This window comes from Streptomyces sp. 17_S59 (genome assembly GCF_056930295.1).
Genome location: NZ_JBXOWD010000001.1, coordinates 960,822 through 974,786, shown reverse-complemented (window position 1 = coordinate 974,786; position 13,965 = coordinate 960,822). Strand labels below are relative to the sequence as shown.

Genomic DNA, 13,965 nt, shown 5'->3' with positions numbered 1-13,965 from the left:
ATTGCAGTAACCGCCGCCGTGCCCGCCCGAGGGTGCGGCGGCGGTGCCCGTTCACCCCAGGGGCGTCAGCAGGCATCGGCTCACCATCCCCACGCTCGCGTCGATGCGGTCCGTGAACTCCTCCGCCAGCTCGGGCAGGTCCTGCATCGCCCAGAGCGTGCGGAACGACGCCCAGGCGGTGCTCCGCGCGGCCTCCAGCGTCCAGGAGCCCACCAGGTGGGTCAGCGGATCGGCCACGTCGAGCAGATCCGGCCCCGGCATCAGCTCCTCGCGGATCCGCTCCTCCACGGCCACCAGCAGCTCGCCGACCCGGTCGAAGTCGCCCTCCAGGGTCCGGGGTCCGGCGTCGATGGCCAGGCACGTCTCCAGGAGGGCCAGGGGCAGGTCGTGGCCGATGTGGGCGTTGATGCCCGCCAGGGCGAACTGCAGCGGCCGCACGGCCGGGTGGCCCCGCAACTGGAACAGCGGACGCCAGCAGGACGGCGGTCTGCGCCCGGCGCACGCCTCGTCGACGGCGTGCAGGAACCGCTTGGCGAACCGCACGTCCAGCTCCGCGGCGGCCTGCCGGTCCGGGAAGCCGCCCGCCGCCATCCGGCGCGCGACCTCCTCGGTGACCGACAGATACACCTTGTTGAAGACGGCCACGCCGTCCCTCGGCGGCAGCGCGGCCTCCAGCCCCCGCATCCGCGCCAGTACCCCGTCGATGCCGACGGCTGCCGTCGGCTGCGCTCGCGTCATCGTCATACACGCAGAGTGACAGATGGATACGGAGCGTGGTCGAGTCCGTAGGGTATTTACTCCGAACGGGTGAACGGTTCGGGTGTCACGCCTCGCGCGGTGCCGGGTCGGCCCCGCCCGCAGCGCCCGCCGCCGTGTCGTCGTAGCCGCTCGTGCCCGAGTCCAGCAGCGGCTCCTGAGCCTTGAGATGGGCCGGGGCCAGGGCGCGCAGCGTGTGATAGCCGGTGATCACCACGATCGTGCCGAGGGCGATGCCGCTCAGCTCGAAGTTCTCGCTGATCTTCAGGCTGACGCCGCCGATGCCGATGATGATGCCCGCCGCGACCGGCACCAGGTTCAGCGGATTGCGCAGGTCGACCTTGTTGTGCACCCAGATCTGCGCGCCGAGCAGGCCGATCATGCCGTACAGGATGACCGTGATGCCGCCCAGCACCCCGCCCGGGATGGCCGCCACGATCGCGCCGAACTTCGGGCAGAGGCCGAAGAGCAGCGCGAAGCCGGCCGCGGCCCAGTAGGCGGCGGTGGAGTAGACGCGCGTGGCCGCCATGACGCCGATGTTCTCGGAGTACGTGGTGTTGGCCGGGCCGCCGACCGCCGTGGAGAGGATCGTGGCCGCGCCGTCCGCCGCGATCGCGGTGCCCAGCTGGTCGTCCAGCGGGTCGCCGGTCATCTCGCCGACGGCCTTGACGTGCCCGGCGTTCTCCGCGATCAGCGCGATGACCACCGGCAGCGCCACCAGCGCCGCCGACCAGCCGAAGCTCGGCGCGTGCAGCGAGGGCAGGCCGATCCAGTCCGCCTTGCCCACCCCGGACAGGTCCAGGCGCCAGTGGTCGACCGCCTGCGTGCCGCCGTGCACCGAGTGGATCTTGCCGAAGAGACGGTCGAAGACCCAGGAGATCGCATAGCCGAAGACAAGGCCGAGGAAGATCGCGACGCGGGACCAGAAACCCCGCAGGCACACCACCGCGAGCCCGGTGAAGAGCATGGTCAGCAGCGCCGTCCACTGGTCCTGCGGCCAGTACGTGCTCGCCGTGACCGGGGCCAGGTTGAAGCCGATCAGCATGACCACGGCGCCCGTCACCACCGGCGGCATCGCCGCGTGGATGATCCGCGCACCGAACTTCCGTACCGCGAGGCCGCTCAGCAGCAGCGCCGCGCCGACCACGAGGATCGCGCCGGTGACGGCCGCGCTGTCGCCGCCCTGGGCCCGGATGATCGCGGCGACCCCGACGAAGGACAGGCTGCAGCCGAGGTAGCTGGGCACCCGGCCGCGCGTCGCGAGCAGGAAGAGGATCGTGGCGACGCCCGACATCATGATCGCGAGGTTCGGGTCGAGGCCCATCAGAACGGGCGCGACAAATGCGGCTCCGAGATTACATCACTAGCTGCGAGAGGCAACCATTCCCCAGTGGAGACATCGCCAAGGCGCTCTTCCGAGTCGTTCGCGAGGGCGTCGAGCAGGCGCATCGCGGCGGGGCTGGCATCCTCAGCCAGGAGCCGGAGGACCAGCTCAAGCTCCTTCGGGGTGTAGCGCACGGCAACCTCGCCGGAGGCGCCCTCGGAGGGCTTGGAGGCCCCTTCTGCTGCCCGCCAGGCCGCGATGTTGGCCAGCGTGTTGGCGAGGAACTTCGTGGCGCTGTCGGTCTCAGGCACAGGGCGTACGGGGCTGCGGTCGCCGACGGTCTTGTACTCACCAAGTTCCATGATCGGGATGTTAACGATCATGTTCGCAAATGGGAACCAGTGTGCGAATCGCTCTGTTGGGTGGAGCCTCAATTCATTCATTCGAGACGTGTCGCCAAGAGCCGGACCACGAGCGCCACCGGAACGCCGCTCGGTCGGTTTGTCCTCCACTGAAGCAATCGACTATGAATCCCCTTGGCCTCTGCGACGTGCGGGGCAGTGCGAGGGAGAGTGAACATGGCGGGCTTCGGGTGGAAGCTGCATGGAGATGGCAAGCACCTGAAGCCCGGGGAGGTGGTCAAGCCTGACGAGCGGCTGTCGTGGGGACGCACAGCCGGTCTCGGTGCGCAGCATGTTGTCTCGATGATCGGGGCGTGTTTTGTCGCCCCGGTGCTTATGGGTCTGGACCCCAACCTGGCGCTGATGGCGTCCGGCGTCGCGACGATTCTTTTCCTGCTCATGACGCGGGGGCGCATTCCCAGCTACCTGGGGTCTTCGCTCTCGTTTGTTGGGGTTGCGGCCGTTATCGCGAGCCAGGGTGGGGACGCCGGCACTTTGACCGGGGCCCTGCTAATCGTCGGTGCCGTCCTGGCGGCCTGCGGCGTCGTTATCCAGGTACTCGGTGCCCGAGTGATCCACGCTGTGCTGCCGCCTGCCGTTACGGGCGCCGTCGTCATGCTGATCGGCTTCAACCTCGCTCCGGTCACAGCGAAGACGTACTGGCCGCAGGATCAGTGGACGGCGCTGCTGACGATGCTGTTCACGGGGCTTGCCCTGGTCGTCCTGCGCGGGTTCTGGTCGCGTATCGCGATCTTCCTCGGTCTCCTCTTCGGCTACGTGCTGTCCTGGGTCCTCGACCTGACCACCGGCAAGATCCACTCGGCCGACGGGTCCGGCAAGCTCACGGACCACTGGCGGCTCGACCTCTCTGGCGTCGCCAAGGCCGACTGGATCGGGTTGCCGACTTTTCACGCGCCGAACTTCTCTGCTTCGGCGATCCTCGTCGCACTGCCAGTGCTGGTGGCTCTGATCGCGGAGAACGCGGGGCACGTCAAAGCGGTCGGCGAGATGACCGGTGACCCGCTGGATGACGAGATGGGCATGGCCATCGTCGCGGACGGCACGGCGACCATGCTGTCGACGGCAGTGGGCGGTCCTGCGACCACGACCTACGCCGAGAACATCGGCGTCATGGCGGCCACCCGGGTCTACTCCACGGCCGCCTACTGGGCTGCGGCCGGCTTCGCGCTGCTCTTCGGGTTCTGCCCGAAGATCGGAGCAGTGGTCGCAGCCATCCCTGGCGGTGTGCTGGGCGGCATCACCGTCATCCTCTACGGCATGATCGGCCTGCTCGGCGCGCAGATCTGGGTGCGGAACAAGGTGGACTTCGGGCAGCCGCTCAACCTTGTACCGGTCGCGGCGGGCGTCATCGTCGGTATCGGTGGCGTCAGCCTGAAGATCAGCAGCAACTTCGAGCTGAGTGGCATCGCGCTGGGGACTCTCATCGTGCTCACCGGCTACCACTGCCTGCGCTGGCTCTCACAGGCCGCAAGCCGACGGGAGGCCCCCCTTCTGGACGGCGGCACCACGGGGTACGACGAAGGCACGGGCGGTTCTGCGTGAGGGATGCCATGGAAGGTCGCGCGGAGCCGACGTTCGCACAGCTTCTGGATCATTTGTTCAAGACCGCCCACCCGGCCGGGCGTGGCCCCTACACCAATGCCGAGGTCGCCGAGGGCATCACGAAGGCGGCTGGTGTCGGCGGTAAGGGCATCTCGGCCAGTGCGCTTGCGCAACTGCGGTCGGGACAGAAGAAGAACCCGTCACGCTCCACGATCCAAGCCCTTGCAAACTTCTTCGGCGTGGAGCCCAGCTACTTTTTCGATCAGGCCCCCGCAGCGCAGCCCCGGGCCGACATCGCCGTAGCGGCTGTGAGGAGAGACCCCGCGATCATGTACATCGCGCTGGGTGCACGTGGGCTGTCTCCGGCCAGTCTCCAGATGTTGACGGCGGTGATCGAGCAGACCCGAGCCCTGGAGGGGCTTCCCGCGGTCGCACACGATCCGCAATAGATTCGTTCAACCGTCTGCTGGTGGCCCCCGGGTTTGCTTGCCCCGGGGGCTTCATTGCTACTGGATGTCGTCTGGGCAGTCGAGCCAGATGCTGTGGCCGCTGGGGGACACAGTCAGGCCGAAGCGTTCCGGGCCGGGATTGCCATTTGCGGTGTACCAGTGCCAAGCGGACTCGATCTCGTCCCACAGGCGCCGTTGGCCGTGCTGCCACACCGTGAACTCTTCTTCGGTGTTGCCGTCGTAGTCGATGGCGGCCCACGACGCCTTGTCGGCGGTCGCTACCCACAGGCGGGTTTCCACGCCCTCGACTTCCGGGTCGTGGTGCCAGATGTGCCACAGGTCCGGCAGGCGTAGCCCGATGGCGAACTGGGCGCTGTAGTCGTCGCCGGCGACATCCCAGGGTGCGAGGCGAGTCCTGGACTCCGTGGGCTGATGCTCGTCAGCCACGATGTCGCGGTAAAGGCGGAGGCCGAGGCGGTGGCCCCGGGCCCGCATGAACGCTGCGTAGGGGGCGAAGTGACCTCGGCCGCCACCGTGGTCGTCAACGGTGAGGTGCAAGAGTCCGAAGTCGCACCACGGGCGTGACCATGGGGTGAGGATGGTGCCGCCCGGCTTCGTCTGTGCCAGCAGCGCCGTGGGGATGCCGTTGAGCGAGCAGGTCGCCTCGACATGGTCGTAGGGGGCACCGTCGGGGTGGCCGAGGGTGCCGTCACCGCACACGACCCGTACTCCCGGTGCGGTCATGTCCAGGACGGTGGCGGCTTGCGCTGCCAGTGCCGGGTCCACCTCGACTGTGGTCACGTTCTCGGCCCCGACGACGTGGGCGAGGAGGGCGGCGTTCCAGCCGGTTCCGGTGCCGACTTCGAGGACGCGCTGACCGGGCTTGGGGTCAAGCATGGTGAGCATGCGGGCCACGATGGACGGAGCCGACGCGGACGACGACGGAAACACGGAGTCGTCTTCGTTCGCTGGTTCGCCGTCGTTGACCTGGGTCACGATCGAGTCGTCGGCGTAAGCGGCAGCGAACCACCGGTCCGGCTCCGCGTCAGCATCGACCGTGGCGTACCCGCCTTGCTCGTCGTGCTGCCAGATCACCCGGGGCAGGAAAAGATGCCGGGGTACGGATGTGATTGCGGATGCCCAAGGCTTGGGCAGCGGGCCGCCGTTGTCTTCCTCGATGGCGTCGAGCAGGCCGCCTACGGCGGCCTGCTCTCGGGAGGTGACGCTGTGGGACATCTACTTGTCCTTCTTGTCTTCCTTCTTATGCTTCCCACCTGAACGCGGATCTTTGGTGTCGTCCGTGGTTTTGCTGTCGTTAAAGTCTTTTTTGCCTGAGTGCCTGCCGTCGCCGCCGGAACCGCCCTTGCCGGTGCCCCACCCCATGGTGTTCGTCCCTTCTCTCGACGATGACGGGACACGCTAGAGCCTGGGCGGGGTGGCCGGAAGGCGGCGTGCAGCATTCAGGACATGCGGCGGTCGAACTCCGTGTGGAGACGCTGCGCAGGTGATGCCAGCGGCCTATGCCGATGGCTGCACGATGCTGGGAACCGGCGGTCCACGCCCCTAGACTGGCCCGGTCCGGACAACTCCATGGGCCATCCATGGCGATGTCCCTCCTCCTCACCTGACTTGAGGAGGAGGGACACCAGCCCGAGGTCAGCCCGTGATGTTGTCGAGGTGCCTCGTACGGACTTCGTCAATGAAGGCGCTCCACGCCGGCACCGACAGCACCAAGGCGGCGCCGGACTTGTTCTTGGAATCACGAACGCCGACCTCCAGGGGGAGGCGTGCGATCTCGACACAACTGTTACCGGTGCCCTCGCTGTGCGAGGACTTGACCCATGCGTCTTCCGGGGCCACGTCAGAGGCCCTGATGTGAGTGTTAATGGCTCTGCAACTCTCGTTCTAGTCGGTGCATGAAATCGGTTGTTTCCTCGGGCGGAAGCGCGGATGCCGCCATGGCCTCGAACTTCCGACCGAAGCGCTCGACCACCTCCGGTGTGTCTGACGTCGAGACGGCACCCCCGGCGGTGTCGGTCTGCACCATCGACGGCAACCCTTCCCCCAGGTCGAGGATGGCGAAGTCATTGCTGGACCGATACCCCCGGTGCGCGGTAGGGAGCACCTGGACGCGGATGTGCTCCCGCTCGGACAACGCAGCGATGTGCCGGTACTGCCCGATCATCACCTCGTCGCCGCCGATGACGTACTGGAGCGAGACCTCGCAGAGGATCACCCACAGCTTGAGGGGGTCATCCTCCCGGTGCAGAGGCTCCTGGCGCTGCATGCGGATTGCAACGCTGTCACGGATGAACTGCGTCGTGGTTTCTTCTATGGGCTTCGACCGCTCGAAGATCGCCTGCGCGTAGTCCCGTGTCTGGAGCAGTCCATGAACCACCGTCGGGTGGAAGGCCCGCATGCCGCGGGCCTCTGACTCGGCCCCGACGAACTTGGTCATGCCGGGCGGCATCTTCTGCCGGACCTGAGTCACCCAGTGCCGACTGTGCGCGTCCTTGTTCAGCTCGACCAACGACTCGATGAGCTCGCGGTCCTCGATACCGTACCGATCCAGCAGATCTCTCAGGTACCCAACTTTCCGGAAGGCCAACTCGCCGGTCTCCACCCGCTGTAGAAGCGCCTCGCTGAACGGCAGCCCTTCGGCGGCCTGCCTCATCGTCAGGCCGGCGTTCTCGCGCAACTGGCGCAGTCGGATGCCCAACTCGATCTTGTGACCGGTCGGTCCGCGTCGTGCCGCCACCTGTGTCCTCTCGTCGTGCCCGTCCGCATGATCCAAAGAGTCCTGTGCGCGCCGTGAGGCATCCTGTGGCCCGAGTCTGGCAGCCAGTGCAGCCATCACAGCTTCCTGTGCTGAAAAGTCATATACCAATGTGCCTGACGGTGAGTATTTATTTCAGATTCTCTTGCAGATGAACCTTGCGCTGAGCGACGGTAGTTGAGCCGCTGATGGACCGGACAGCCGACTCGGCGGCACCTCCCCGGCTGGCCGCTCGTGGCCCTGATCCGGCGGCCAGCCACCCCACCTCAGCTTCGGAGTCGTCCTCATGATGTTCCCGATGCCCCTTCCGCACTTCTCGCCGGCCATCGACACCGACTGGCGAGACGACGCGCACCACGCCCGCACCCTGGCGGCGACGGACGGCGAGGTGCGGACGGACGAGGAGCCCGCCCCGGAGGTGCACCCGCTCTCCCACCCCTAGATCTGCCGTGTCCGCCGGAGAGGACGCCGACCTCTTCGACCGCGTGACGCGGCTCGGCCGGCCTGACCAGTGCGCTCGGCCAGGCTGCCGTCGCTGTACGGGGGTACGCGACGACATCCTGCTGGGACTGGAACCCCCTGGCAGCCCGGGTCGGCGAAAGCGCCGACCAGCCCCCGGGATGCCCGCCGGTCGACTGGGGCCGCCCCGCTTCCCCCGTGAAGGCGGCCCCCACCAGCTGGTCATGCGCGGAGGGAAGGACCCGCGCATGACCTGACACGTCCTGGTCCTCTGGAGGAGAAGGGCCAGGACGGAGCGCCCGCAGTGCGACGCGGACGCATCCCCCAATGTCGTGGGCGCGGCCGGCCTGTGCCGCGCCCACGACACCCCTTTCCGGAAGGACCACCTCTCGTGGAAGGCAACGCGCTGCTCACCGACACCCTCACGGACGAGTGCGACAGCTGGATGCACCCGCTGTCCGCCACCCGCACGGTCGCGCCGAAGACCAACTGGCTGGCCGCTCGACGCCGGACCATCTTCGAGAGCGCGATAAAGACGTGCGGCACCAGAGGCGTGAAGGTCGTGGCCTACGAGCTGACGACGATCTACGAGAGCCCGGAGCCCGCCCTCGACGCCATCCGTGCCTACGTCCACGAGCAGGAGTGGACGCTGGTCGACACGTGCACGGATCGCGAAGGGATGACGGCCCCAGCCGTACGCCGCGGCTGGCTCGAGGCCCGAAGGCTGGTGGCCGGCGGATTCGTGACCGGCATCGTCACCGTCTCGCGCAGCGCGATCAGCACGGCCGACAAGGAGTACGAGAACGAGCTGGCGTGGTTGGAGACGCACCATGCGTTCCTCGCCCACCTGCCACAGCTCCGTACTCCCTCCCGGTGAGCCCAGATCAGCGCTGGACGGCAGCCGCGCTCGTGCTGCTCGTCCTGTCTGTCGTCGCGCTCGCCGCGGCCACGTTCGTCAGCACTTACTGACCCCGACAGGAGGTCCCCGTGACGGAGGACCAAACGCACACGCGTGACCACCCCATCGACGCCTTGACGTTGGAGGGGCTGAGGTACGTGGAGGTGGAGACCTCGCGATTCTGCAACCGGCGCTGCCCGTGGTGCCCCAACGGCCACACACGAGCCCGGCGCGAGCAGCAGCTAATGGACTGGGAGGTCTTCACGAAGATCACAGCTGAACTCGGCGCCTTCGGGTACGACGGCTTCTTCGCCTTCCACAACTACAACGAGCCGTTGGCGAACGCCAGGCTATTCGACGAGATCGCCAGGTTGCGCAAAGACGCCCTCGGCGCGAAACCGGCGATCTACACGAACGGCGATCTGCTCACCCGGGATCTCCTGGACCGGATGGTCGACGCAGGCGTGGCGTACCTGCGGATCACCCGCTACCCCCGCCGCGCGGACGAACAGCCCACCTTCGAGGATCTGCATACCTGGCTGAGCAAGAGGAAACTGCTCAGCGGCGGCATCGATTGGCAGTACACCCCCGTCCGGCAGGGGCTCGCCGCGACCTGGCAAGACGCAGTGAGCGGAATGAAGGTCGAAGTCATCCGCCCGCAGATCTCCAGCTATAACGACCGGGGCGGAACAGCCACCGTGCCCAGGCTCCTGCCGATGCGTACGGAGCCGTGCCGGATGACCGAGACGTCGATCAGCGTGGACTACCGCGGCCAGATGAAAATGTGCTGCAACGTGGCGCCCGAGCCTGGCCAGCACCAGCAGTACATCGTCGGGTACGTCGCTGACTTCACGCTCGCCGAGCTGTGGAACAGCCCCAGCATGGTCGACTGGCGCAACCGTCACGCCAAGGCCGACTGGACCCGGTCGCCAGCGTGCCGGACGTGCGTGCAGGCCCTGCCGGAGACCCGCCGATGAGGGCCGCAGCGACGGCCACCGCGCCCGGTCGGCTCTGCCTCGCGGGGGAGAGCCTGGACTGGATGACCGGAGGCTCCTCCGTCGTTGCGACCATCCCCCTGCGCACAAAGGTGACCGCTTGGCGCACCACAGGCAACGACGGACTGACCTTGATCTCTGGCAGCCCGCTGTTCCTCAACCGCCTCGTCTCCGCCGAACACGTGGCCGAAGGGAAGTACAGCGGCGACCAGCTGGACTACATGCAGGCCGCCGCCCGCGTCACCCTGAAGACCGCCGAACAGATCGCAGGCACCGTGCTGACCGCCACGACGGACCTCCCAGTCGCCGCGGGCCTCTCGTCCAGTGCCGCTGTCACCGTCGCTGCCGTCACCGCACTCTCCACCATGAACGGCACCTCCCCGGACCTGGCGACAATCTGCCGCCTCTCCCGAGCAGCCGAAACCGGGGAACTGAGCTCCGGAGCGGGCTGGATGGACTACGTAGCCGTTGCCTTCGGCGGCGTCAGCCACGTGAGCGCCGGCGACCGCCCCGGAGCGCACGGGCTCGCGCGCACCCTGGGCGTCCCCGTCGTCATCGTCGACACCCTCCAGCCCCGCACCACCCTGCGGGCCCTGAGTTCGAAACGGCAGCGGTACGCCTCTGGTGACACGAGCATGCACACGTACGCCCGGCAGGCCGCCGACCTGGTCGAATCAGTCACCGCAGCCTTGGTCCAGCAGGACGTGGACTACCGGCTGATCGGCAGACTGCTCACCACCGGCCACGGTCTACTTCGTGACCTGGTGCGCTGCTCGACCCCGCTGATCGACGAGTGCGTGGACCGGATGAACAACGCGGGCGCGCTCGGGGCGAAGCTCTCCGGCTCCGGGTACGGCGGATGCCTCTTCGCGCTGGTGCCGGACGAAGCGATCAACTCCGTCCTCCGCGCCCTCTCCGGCCTGCCCGTGCACACGCACGTCCTCCCCGCTTCCGAACCTGAAGGCGTGACCGTCACCCCTGTGGCCGCCCCCGTCCCGCAGGGCGCAGACTCGGCCTGACCAACCGTGCCCGCGTGCCGACCCTCGGTAATCTCAGACAAGCCCATCAACCTCTGGAAGAAGGCACAGCATATGGACTACTCCCGGCTGGTGAAGGCGTACGACATCCGGGGCGAAGTCCCCGAACAGCTGAACACGGACATCACCCGACGCATCGGTGCCCTGTTCGTCCGGCTGACCGACGCACCGAAGATCGTCGTCGCACGCGACATGCGCTCGACCAGCCCCGAGCTCGCCGACGCCTTCGCGGACGGAGCCGCCAGCGCCGGGGCCGACGTCGTCATGGCCGGCCTGGGGTCCACCGACTACCTCTACTACGCCAGCGGCACGCTGAACGTCCCTGGCGCGATGATCACCGCCAGTCACAACCCCGCCAAGGACAACGGCATCAAGCTCTGCCGGGCAGGCGCTGCACCCATCGGTGAGGACTCCGGCCTCGCGCAGATCCGGCACTGGCTGGAGGTCGGCGACATCCCCGTGCCCGCCAGCACCCGCGGCCTCGTCACCAGCCGTGCCCTGCTTGGCGACTACGCGGACCACCTGAAGAACCTGGTGGACCTCACCGGCATCCGCCAGCTCAAGGTCGTCGCCGACGCAGGCAACGGCATGGCCGGCCACACCGTCCCCGCAGTCCTCGCGGGCCTGCCGGTCGAACTCGACGCGATGTACTTCGAGCTGGACGGCACCTTCCCCAACCATGAGGCCAATCCCCTGGAGCCCAAGAATCTCGTAGACCTCCAGGAGCGGGTACGTGCCACCGGAGCCGACATCGGCCTGGCCTTCGACGGCGACGCCGACCGGTGCTTCGTCGTGGACGAGCGCGGCCAAGCTGTGCCCCCCTCGGCGATCGTCGGGCTGGTCGCCACCCGCGAGCTGGCCAAGCATCCCGGCTCGGTGATCGTCCACAACGCGATCACCTCCTCCGCGGCGGTCGAGATCATCCGCGAGCACGGCGGCACCCCCGTTCGCTCCCGCGTCGGCCACTCCTTCATGAAGGCCCTCATGGCCGCGCACGGCGCGGTCTTCGGCGGCGAACACTCCGGCCACTACTACTTCCGCGACTTCTGGAACGCCGACACGGGCATGCTCGCAGCCCTCCACGTCCTCGCCGCCCTCGGCGAACAAGATCTCCCGCTGTCCGAACTCGTCGCTGGATACACCCGGTACGCCGCCTCCGGAGAGGTCAACTCCGAAGTCGCCGACGTGCCCGCCAAGCTCAACGAAATCGAGAACATCTACCAGCAGCTCGACGGCGTCACCACAGACCGCCTGGACGGACTGACCGTCACCCTGGGCGCCGGCCGCTGGTTCAACCTCCGCCCCTCCAACACCGAACCGCTGCTCCGCCTCAACGTCGAGGCCCCCACCGACGACGCCGTGGAAGCCCTGCGGGACGAAGTCCTGGCCCTGGTGCGCGCCTGAACCCGCTCGGACAACTCCCCCTCCCAAGGAGGGGGAGTAAGCCTTTGCCGGAAATGTCAATTGAGGCCGCCCAGATGGCCCTATAATCCCCGCATGGCACAGAAGATCATCACGATTACCACCGACGACCTCACCGGTGAGGAGAACTCGGAAGCATCGACGCACAGTCTCTCTCTGGACGGGGTTTCCTACGAAATCGACCTGGGTCCGGACAGCTACGAAAGTCTGCTTGAAGCCCTCGCCCCATTCATGAAGGCGGGACGCAAGCAAGGGAAGGGCCGAAAGTCGCTGCGCAGGCCGGCGAGTCGACCCAGCGAAGACACGGCCACTATTCGGCAGTGGGCCAAGGATAATGGATACGACGTAAATGACCGTGGCCGTGTGCCCGCCGAAATTCGAGAGGCTTATGCTAAGGCGCATTAGTGGCTAACGCTCGGAGGAAGTGAGCTACGAAGCCACAGTGAGATCAATCGGGGCCCCCTTCGTTGAGGAGGGGGCCCTCTGGTTCATATAGAACCCCCTGCACAGTAGATGTCGGTGTCCTTCCGGGCGCTCCAGGACGCTGAACGCAGTAAGAGTGGGGCGGATCACTCGCATCAGCGCCATTAATTCATTCATCCGCCCCCTCGGGCAGCCCCAAGGCCCTCTGGAGGAGGCAGCGCAGGGGCCTGGGGTCGCCTTCTCGGGTCCGGGGCCGGCGCTGAGGGTCGCGCGGGAGCGCAGTTGGGCCGGCTGCACTGATGTTTCATACCCGTACACGCCCAGAGGACGGGCCCCGCGGCGGGTCCTGAACGAAAGAATGTGGGTATTACCCCCGGGCTTGCGCGTTGAATGAATTAATAAAGGAGTGAGCGGGGTCGCGCTTTCTGTGTGAATTGGGAATTGATTCATTCATTCGTCGTTAATTCCTGAGGTGAGATGTGGATCACTCGGTTTGATCTTGACTCGACGCGTCTTTCAGGTCTATTTCGCGGGTGCAGGCGCACTTCCTCTTGAGAGTCAATGCGATATGTTGATTGTGACCCAGGTCACGGCTTTCAAAGTTGACCGGTAACCTCAATCTGCGTAATGTTCTGGGTGTCGGAAAGAGCGAGACGCCGACAGGGCCAGGAACCACGGCCCAGATAGACCGCAGTGGTTCAGCCGCACAGACCGCGTAGGACTAGCTCCTAAAGGGTCACGCCGCTAGGTGGGCTACCTTCCGGGCCATTTCATCGGAGGTGAAGAGTCAGGGAATCTGGTCTCTTTAGTGGTCACCACGGGATAGCAACCGTGGGGGCCGCTATGGAGGACAGAGACAATGGCCAAGGGCTATCGAGTGAGCGGCAAGCCGAAAGGGCTGACGCCGACCATGCACCGCACCACACGGCGAGCCACCCCTAAGGGGTCGGGCTACGCGATGAGTGACGCCAGGGCAGAGAAGCTGCTAGCCAAGCGGGCAGCCTGGGAGCTCAAAAACCAGGACCGGGTGCTAGTGGCTGCCTGAGAAAGGCGCCATTTTTTATACCTCAAACTTGACCGGTAACCTACCCTAGGGGGGTAATCATGGGAACCGTAACCACAACCCTTGTCGCAGAGATCAGGAAGAACGGCGGAGCGACCTACGCACCGGGCCGCTCGCTTCCTTCCTCAGGGTTCATGGTGTCGCTGAACGGGAGTGAGCGAACCTTTCCACTCTCCGAGTTCGGAAATGCCGAACTGGCCAACTACATGCGGGAGTACGCCTACCGCATCGAGTCTGACCCGCGCCTCTACTACGGAGCGTGGGTTGACGGCGGCACGGTCTACCTCGACATCTCTATGAACGTCGCGGACCGCGTTGAAGCCCTGCTAGTGGGCGAGTTCGAGTCCCAGAAGGCCATTTACGACGTCGCTACCGGCGACGTGATCAACCTGTAAGGAC

The 13,965-nt window shown here is 66.5% G+C and carries 15 protein-coding genes and 1 pseudogene; 9 read left to right on the top strand and 7 right to left on the bottom strand.

What is annotated here, in order from left to right; genetic code table 11:
• Positions 1–51 precede the first annotated feature (51 nt).
• The 3 genes and pseudogenes from AC1Z4A_RS04155 to AC1Z4A_RS04145 form a co-directional block, all read right to left on the bottom strand.
• Entirely contained in the window at positions 52–744 is a 693-nt protein-coding gene (locus AC1Z4A_RS04155) for a DUF5995 family protein (RefSeq protein ID WP_483676453.1), read from the bottom strand.
• A gap of 79 nt (positions 745–823) precedes the next feature.
• Positions 824–2,107 (bottom strand): annotated as a pseudogene (locus AC1Z4A_RS04150) (uracil-xanthine permease family protein); the annotation flags it as partial.
• Positions 2,080–2,463 (bottom strand): hypothetical protein, encoded by a 384-nt coding sequence (locus tag AC1Z4A_RS04145; protein WP_483676452.1) that lies wholly within the window; start codon positions 2,461–2,463, stop codon positions 2,080–2,082. The pseudogene AC1Z4A_RS04150 and the gene AC1Z4A_RS04145, both read right to left, overlap by 28 nt.
• Positions 2,464–2,658: 195 nt before the next feature.
• On the opposite strand from AC1Z4A_RS04145, the gene AC1Z4A_RS04140 reads away from it, so the two are divergent.
• Positions 2,659–4,044: a uracil-xanthine permease family protein gene (locus AC1Z4A_RS04140; protein ID WP_483676451.1), complete on the top strand. Its 1,386-nt coding sequence runs from the start codon at positions 2,659–2,661 to the stop codon at positions 4,042–4,044.
• 8 nt (positions 4,045–4,052) lie between these two features.
• A complete protein-coding gene (locus tag AC1Z4A_RS04135) occupies positions 4,053–4,493 on the top strand; it encodes a helix-turn-helix domain-containing protein (protein WP_483676450.1) in 441 nt (146 codons plus the stop codon).
• A gap of 57 nt (positions 4,494–4,550) precedes the next feature.
• Here the strand turns inward: AC1Z4A_RS04135 and AC1Z4A_RS04130 are convergent, their stop codons facing one another.
• The 4 genes from AC1Z4A_RS04130 to AC1Z4A_RS04115 all read right to left on the bottom strand — a co-directional run bounded on the left by AC1Z4A_RS04130 (position 4,551) and on the right by AC1Z4A_RS04115 (position 7,347).
• The gene (locus AC1Z4A_RS04130) at positions 4,551–5,729 is read right to left on the bottom strand and encodes a methyltransferase domain-containing protein (RefSeq protein WP_483676449.1); all 1,179 of its coding nucleotides are present in this window, start codon (positions 5,727–5,729) and stop codon (positions 4,551–4,553) included.
• Complete coding sequence (locus AC1Z4A_RS04125) at positions 5,730–5,876, bottom strand: hypothetical protein (RefSeq protein WP_235482064.1); 147 nt, start codon at positions 5,874–5,876, stop codon at positions 5,730–5,732.
• Positions 5,877–6,149: 273 nt separating this feature from the next.
• Positions 6,150–6,353: a DUF397 domain-containing protein gene (locus tag AC1Z4A_RS04120; protein WP_483676448.1), complete on the bottom strand. Its 204-nt coding sequence runs from the start codon at positions 6,351–6,353 to the stop codon at positions 6,150–6,152.
• 22 nt (positions 6,354–6,375) lie between these two features.
• Positions 6,376–7,347: a helix-turn-helix domain-containing protein gene (locus AC1Z4A_RS04115; protein WP_483676447.1), complete on the bottom strand. Its 972-nt coding sequence runs from the start codon at positions 7,345–7,347 to the stop codon at positions 6,376–6,378.
• Positions 7,348–7,567: 220 nt separating this feature from the next.
• On the opposite strand from AC1Z4A_RS04115, the gene AC1Z4A_RS04110 reads away from it, so the two are divergent.
• The 7 genes from AC1Z4A_RS04110 (at position 7,568) to AC1Z4A_RS04080 (ending at position 13,961) form a co-directional block, all read left to right on the top strand.
• Entirely contained in the window at positions 7,568–7,711 is a 144-nt protein-coding gene (locus tag AC1Z4A_RS04110; RefSeq protein WP_483676446.1) for a hypothetical protein, read from the top strand.
• Between the two features lie 408 nt (positions 7,712–8,119).
• Positions 8,120–8,605: a hypothetical protein gene (locus AC1Z4A_RS04105; RefSeq protein ID WP_483676445.1), complete on the top strand. Its 486-nt coding sequence runs from the start codon at positions 8,120–8,122 to the stop codon at positions 8,603–8,605.
• A 110-nt stretch (positions 8,606–8,715) separates the two neighbouring features.
• Positions 8,716–9,603, top strand: a complete 888-nt coding sequence (locus tag AC1Z4A_RS04100; protein ID WP_483676444.1) for a radical SAM/SPASM domain-containing protein — start codon at positions 8,716–8,718, stop codon at positions 9,601–9,603.
• Complete coding sequence (locus AC1Z4A_RS04095; RefSeq protein ID WP_483676443.1) at positions 9,600–10,640, top strand: mevalonate kinase family protein; 1,041 nt, start codon at positions 9,600–9,602, stop codon at positions 10,638–10,640. Before AC1Z4A_RS04100 ends, AC1Z4A_RS04095 begins: the two co-directional genes overlap by 4 nt.
• Positions 10,641–10,712: 72 nt before the next feature.
• Positions 10,713–12,062, top strand: coding sequence for a phosphomannomutase/phosphoglucomutase (locus AC1Z4A_RS04090; RefSeq protein WP_483676442.1), 1,350 nt, complete (start codon positions 10,713–10,715; stop codon positions 12,060–12,062).
• A gap of 93 nt (positions 12,063–12,155) precedes the next feature.
• On the top strand, positions 12,156–12,485 hold the full coding sequence (locus AC1Z4A_RS04085; RefSeq protein WP_483676441.1) for a histone-like nucleoid-structuring protein Lsr2: 330 nt from the start codon (positions 12,156–12,158) through the stop codon (positions 12,483–12,485).
• Positions 12,486–13,607: 1,122 nt separating this feature from the next.
• Complete coding sequence (locus AC1Z4A_RS04080; RefSeq protein ID WP_483676440.1) at positions 13,608–13,961, top strand: hypothetical protein; 354 nt, start codon at positions 13,608–13,610, stop codon at positions 13,959–13,961.
• The last annotated feature ends 4 nt before the right edge of the window (positions 13,962–13,965 follow it).

Excerpts from the sequence above, each read along its gene's own strand:
- AC1Z4A_RS04145 (WP_483676452.1), bottom strand. The coding sequence starts at position 2,463 with ATGATCGTTAACATCCCGATCATGGAACTTGGTGAGTACAAGACCGTC.
- AC1Z4A_RS04080 (WP_483676440.1), top strand. The coding sequence starts at position 13,608 with ATGGGAACCGTAACCACAACCCTTGTCGCAGAGATCAGGAAGAACGGC.
- AC1Z4A_RS04090 (WP_483676442.1), top strand. The coding sequence starts at position 10,713 with ATGGACTACTCCCGGCTGGTGAAGGCGTACGACATCCGGGGCGAAGTC.
- AC1Z4A_RS04110 (WP_483676446.1), top strand. The coding sequence starts at position 7,568 with ATGCCCCTTCCGCACTTCTCGCCGGCCATCGACACCGACTGGCGAGAC.
- AC1Z4A_RS04155 (WP_483676453.1), bottom strand. The coding sequence starts at position 744 with ATGACGATGACGCGAGCGCAGCCGACGGCAGCCGTCGGCATCGACGGG.
- AC1Z4A_RS04095 (WP_483676443.1), top strand. The coding sequence starts at position 9,600 with ATGAGGGCCGCAGCGACGGCCACCGCGCCCGGTCGGCTCTGCCTCGCG.
- AC1Z4A_RS04135 (WP_483676450.1), top strand. The coding sequence starts at position 4,053 with ATGGAAGGTCGCGCGGAGCCGACGTTCGCACAGCTTCTGGATCATTTG.
- AC1Z4A_RS04085 (WP_483676441.1), top strand. The coding sequence starts at position 12,156 with ATGGCACAGAAGATCATCACGATTACCACCGACGACCTCACCGGTGAG.
- AC1Z4A_RS04115 (WP_483676447.1), bottom strand. The coding sequence starts at position 7,347 with ATGGCTGCACTGGCTGCCAGACTCGGGCCACAGGATGCCTCACGGCGC.
- AC1Z4A_RS04125 (WP_235482064.1), bottom strand. The coding sequence starts at position 5,876 with ATGGGGTGGGGCACCGGCAAGGGCGGTTCCGGCGGCGACGGCAGGCAC.
- AC1Z4A_RS04130 (WP_483676449.1), bottom strand. The coding sequence starts at position 5,729 with ATGTCCCACAGCGTCACCTCCCGAGAGCAGGCCGCCGTAGGCGGCCTG.
- AC1Z4A_RS04140 (WP_483676451.1), top strand. The coding sequence starts at position 2,659 with ATGGCGGGCTTCGGGTGGAAGCTGCATGGAGATGGCAAGCACCTGAAG.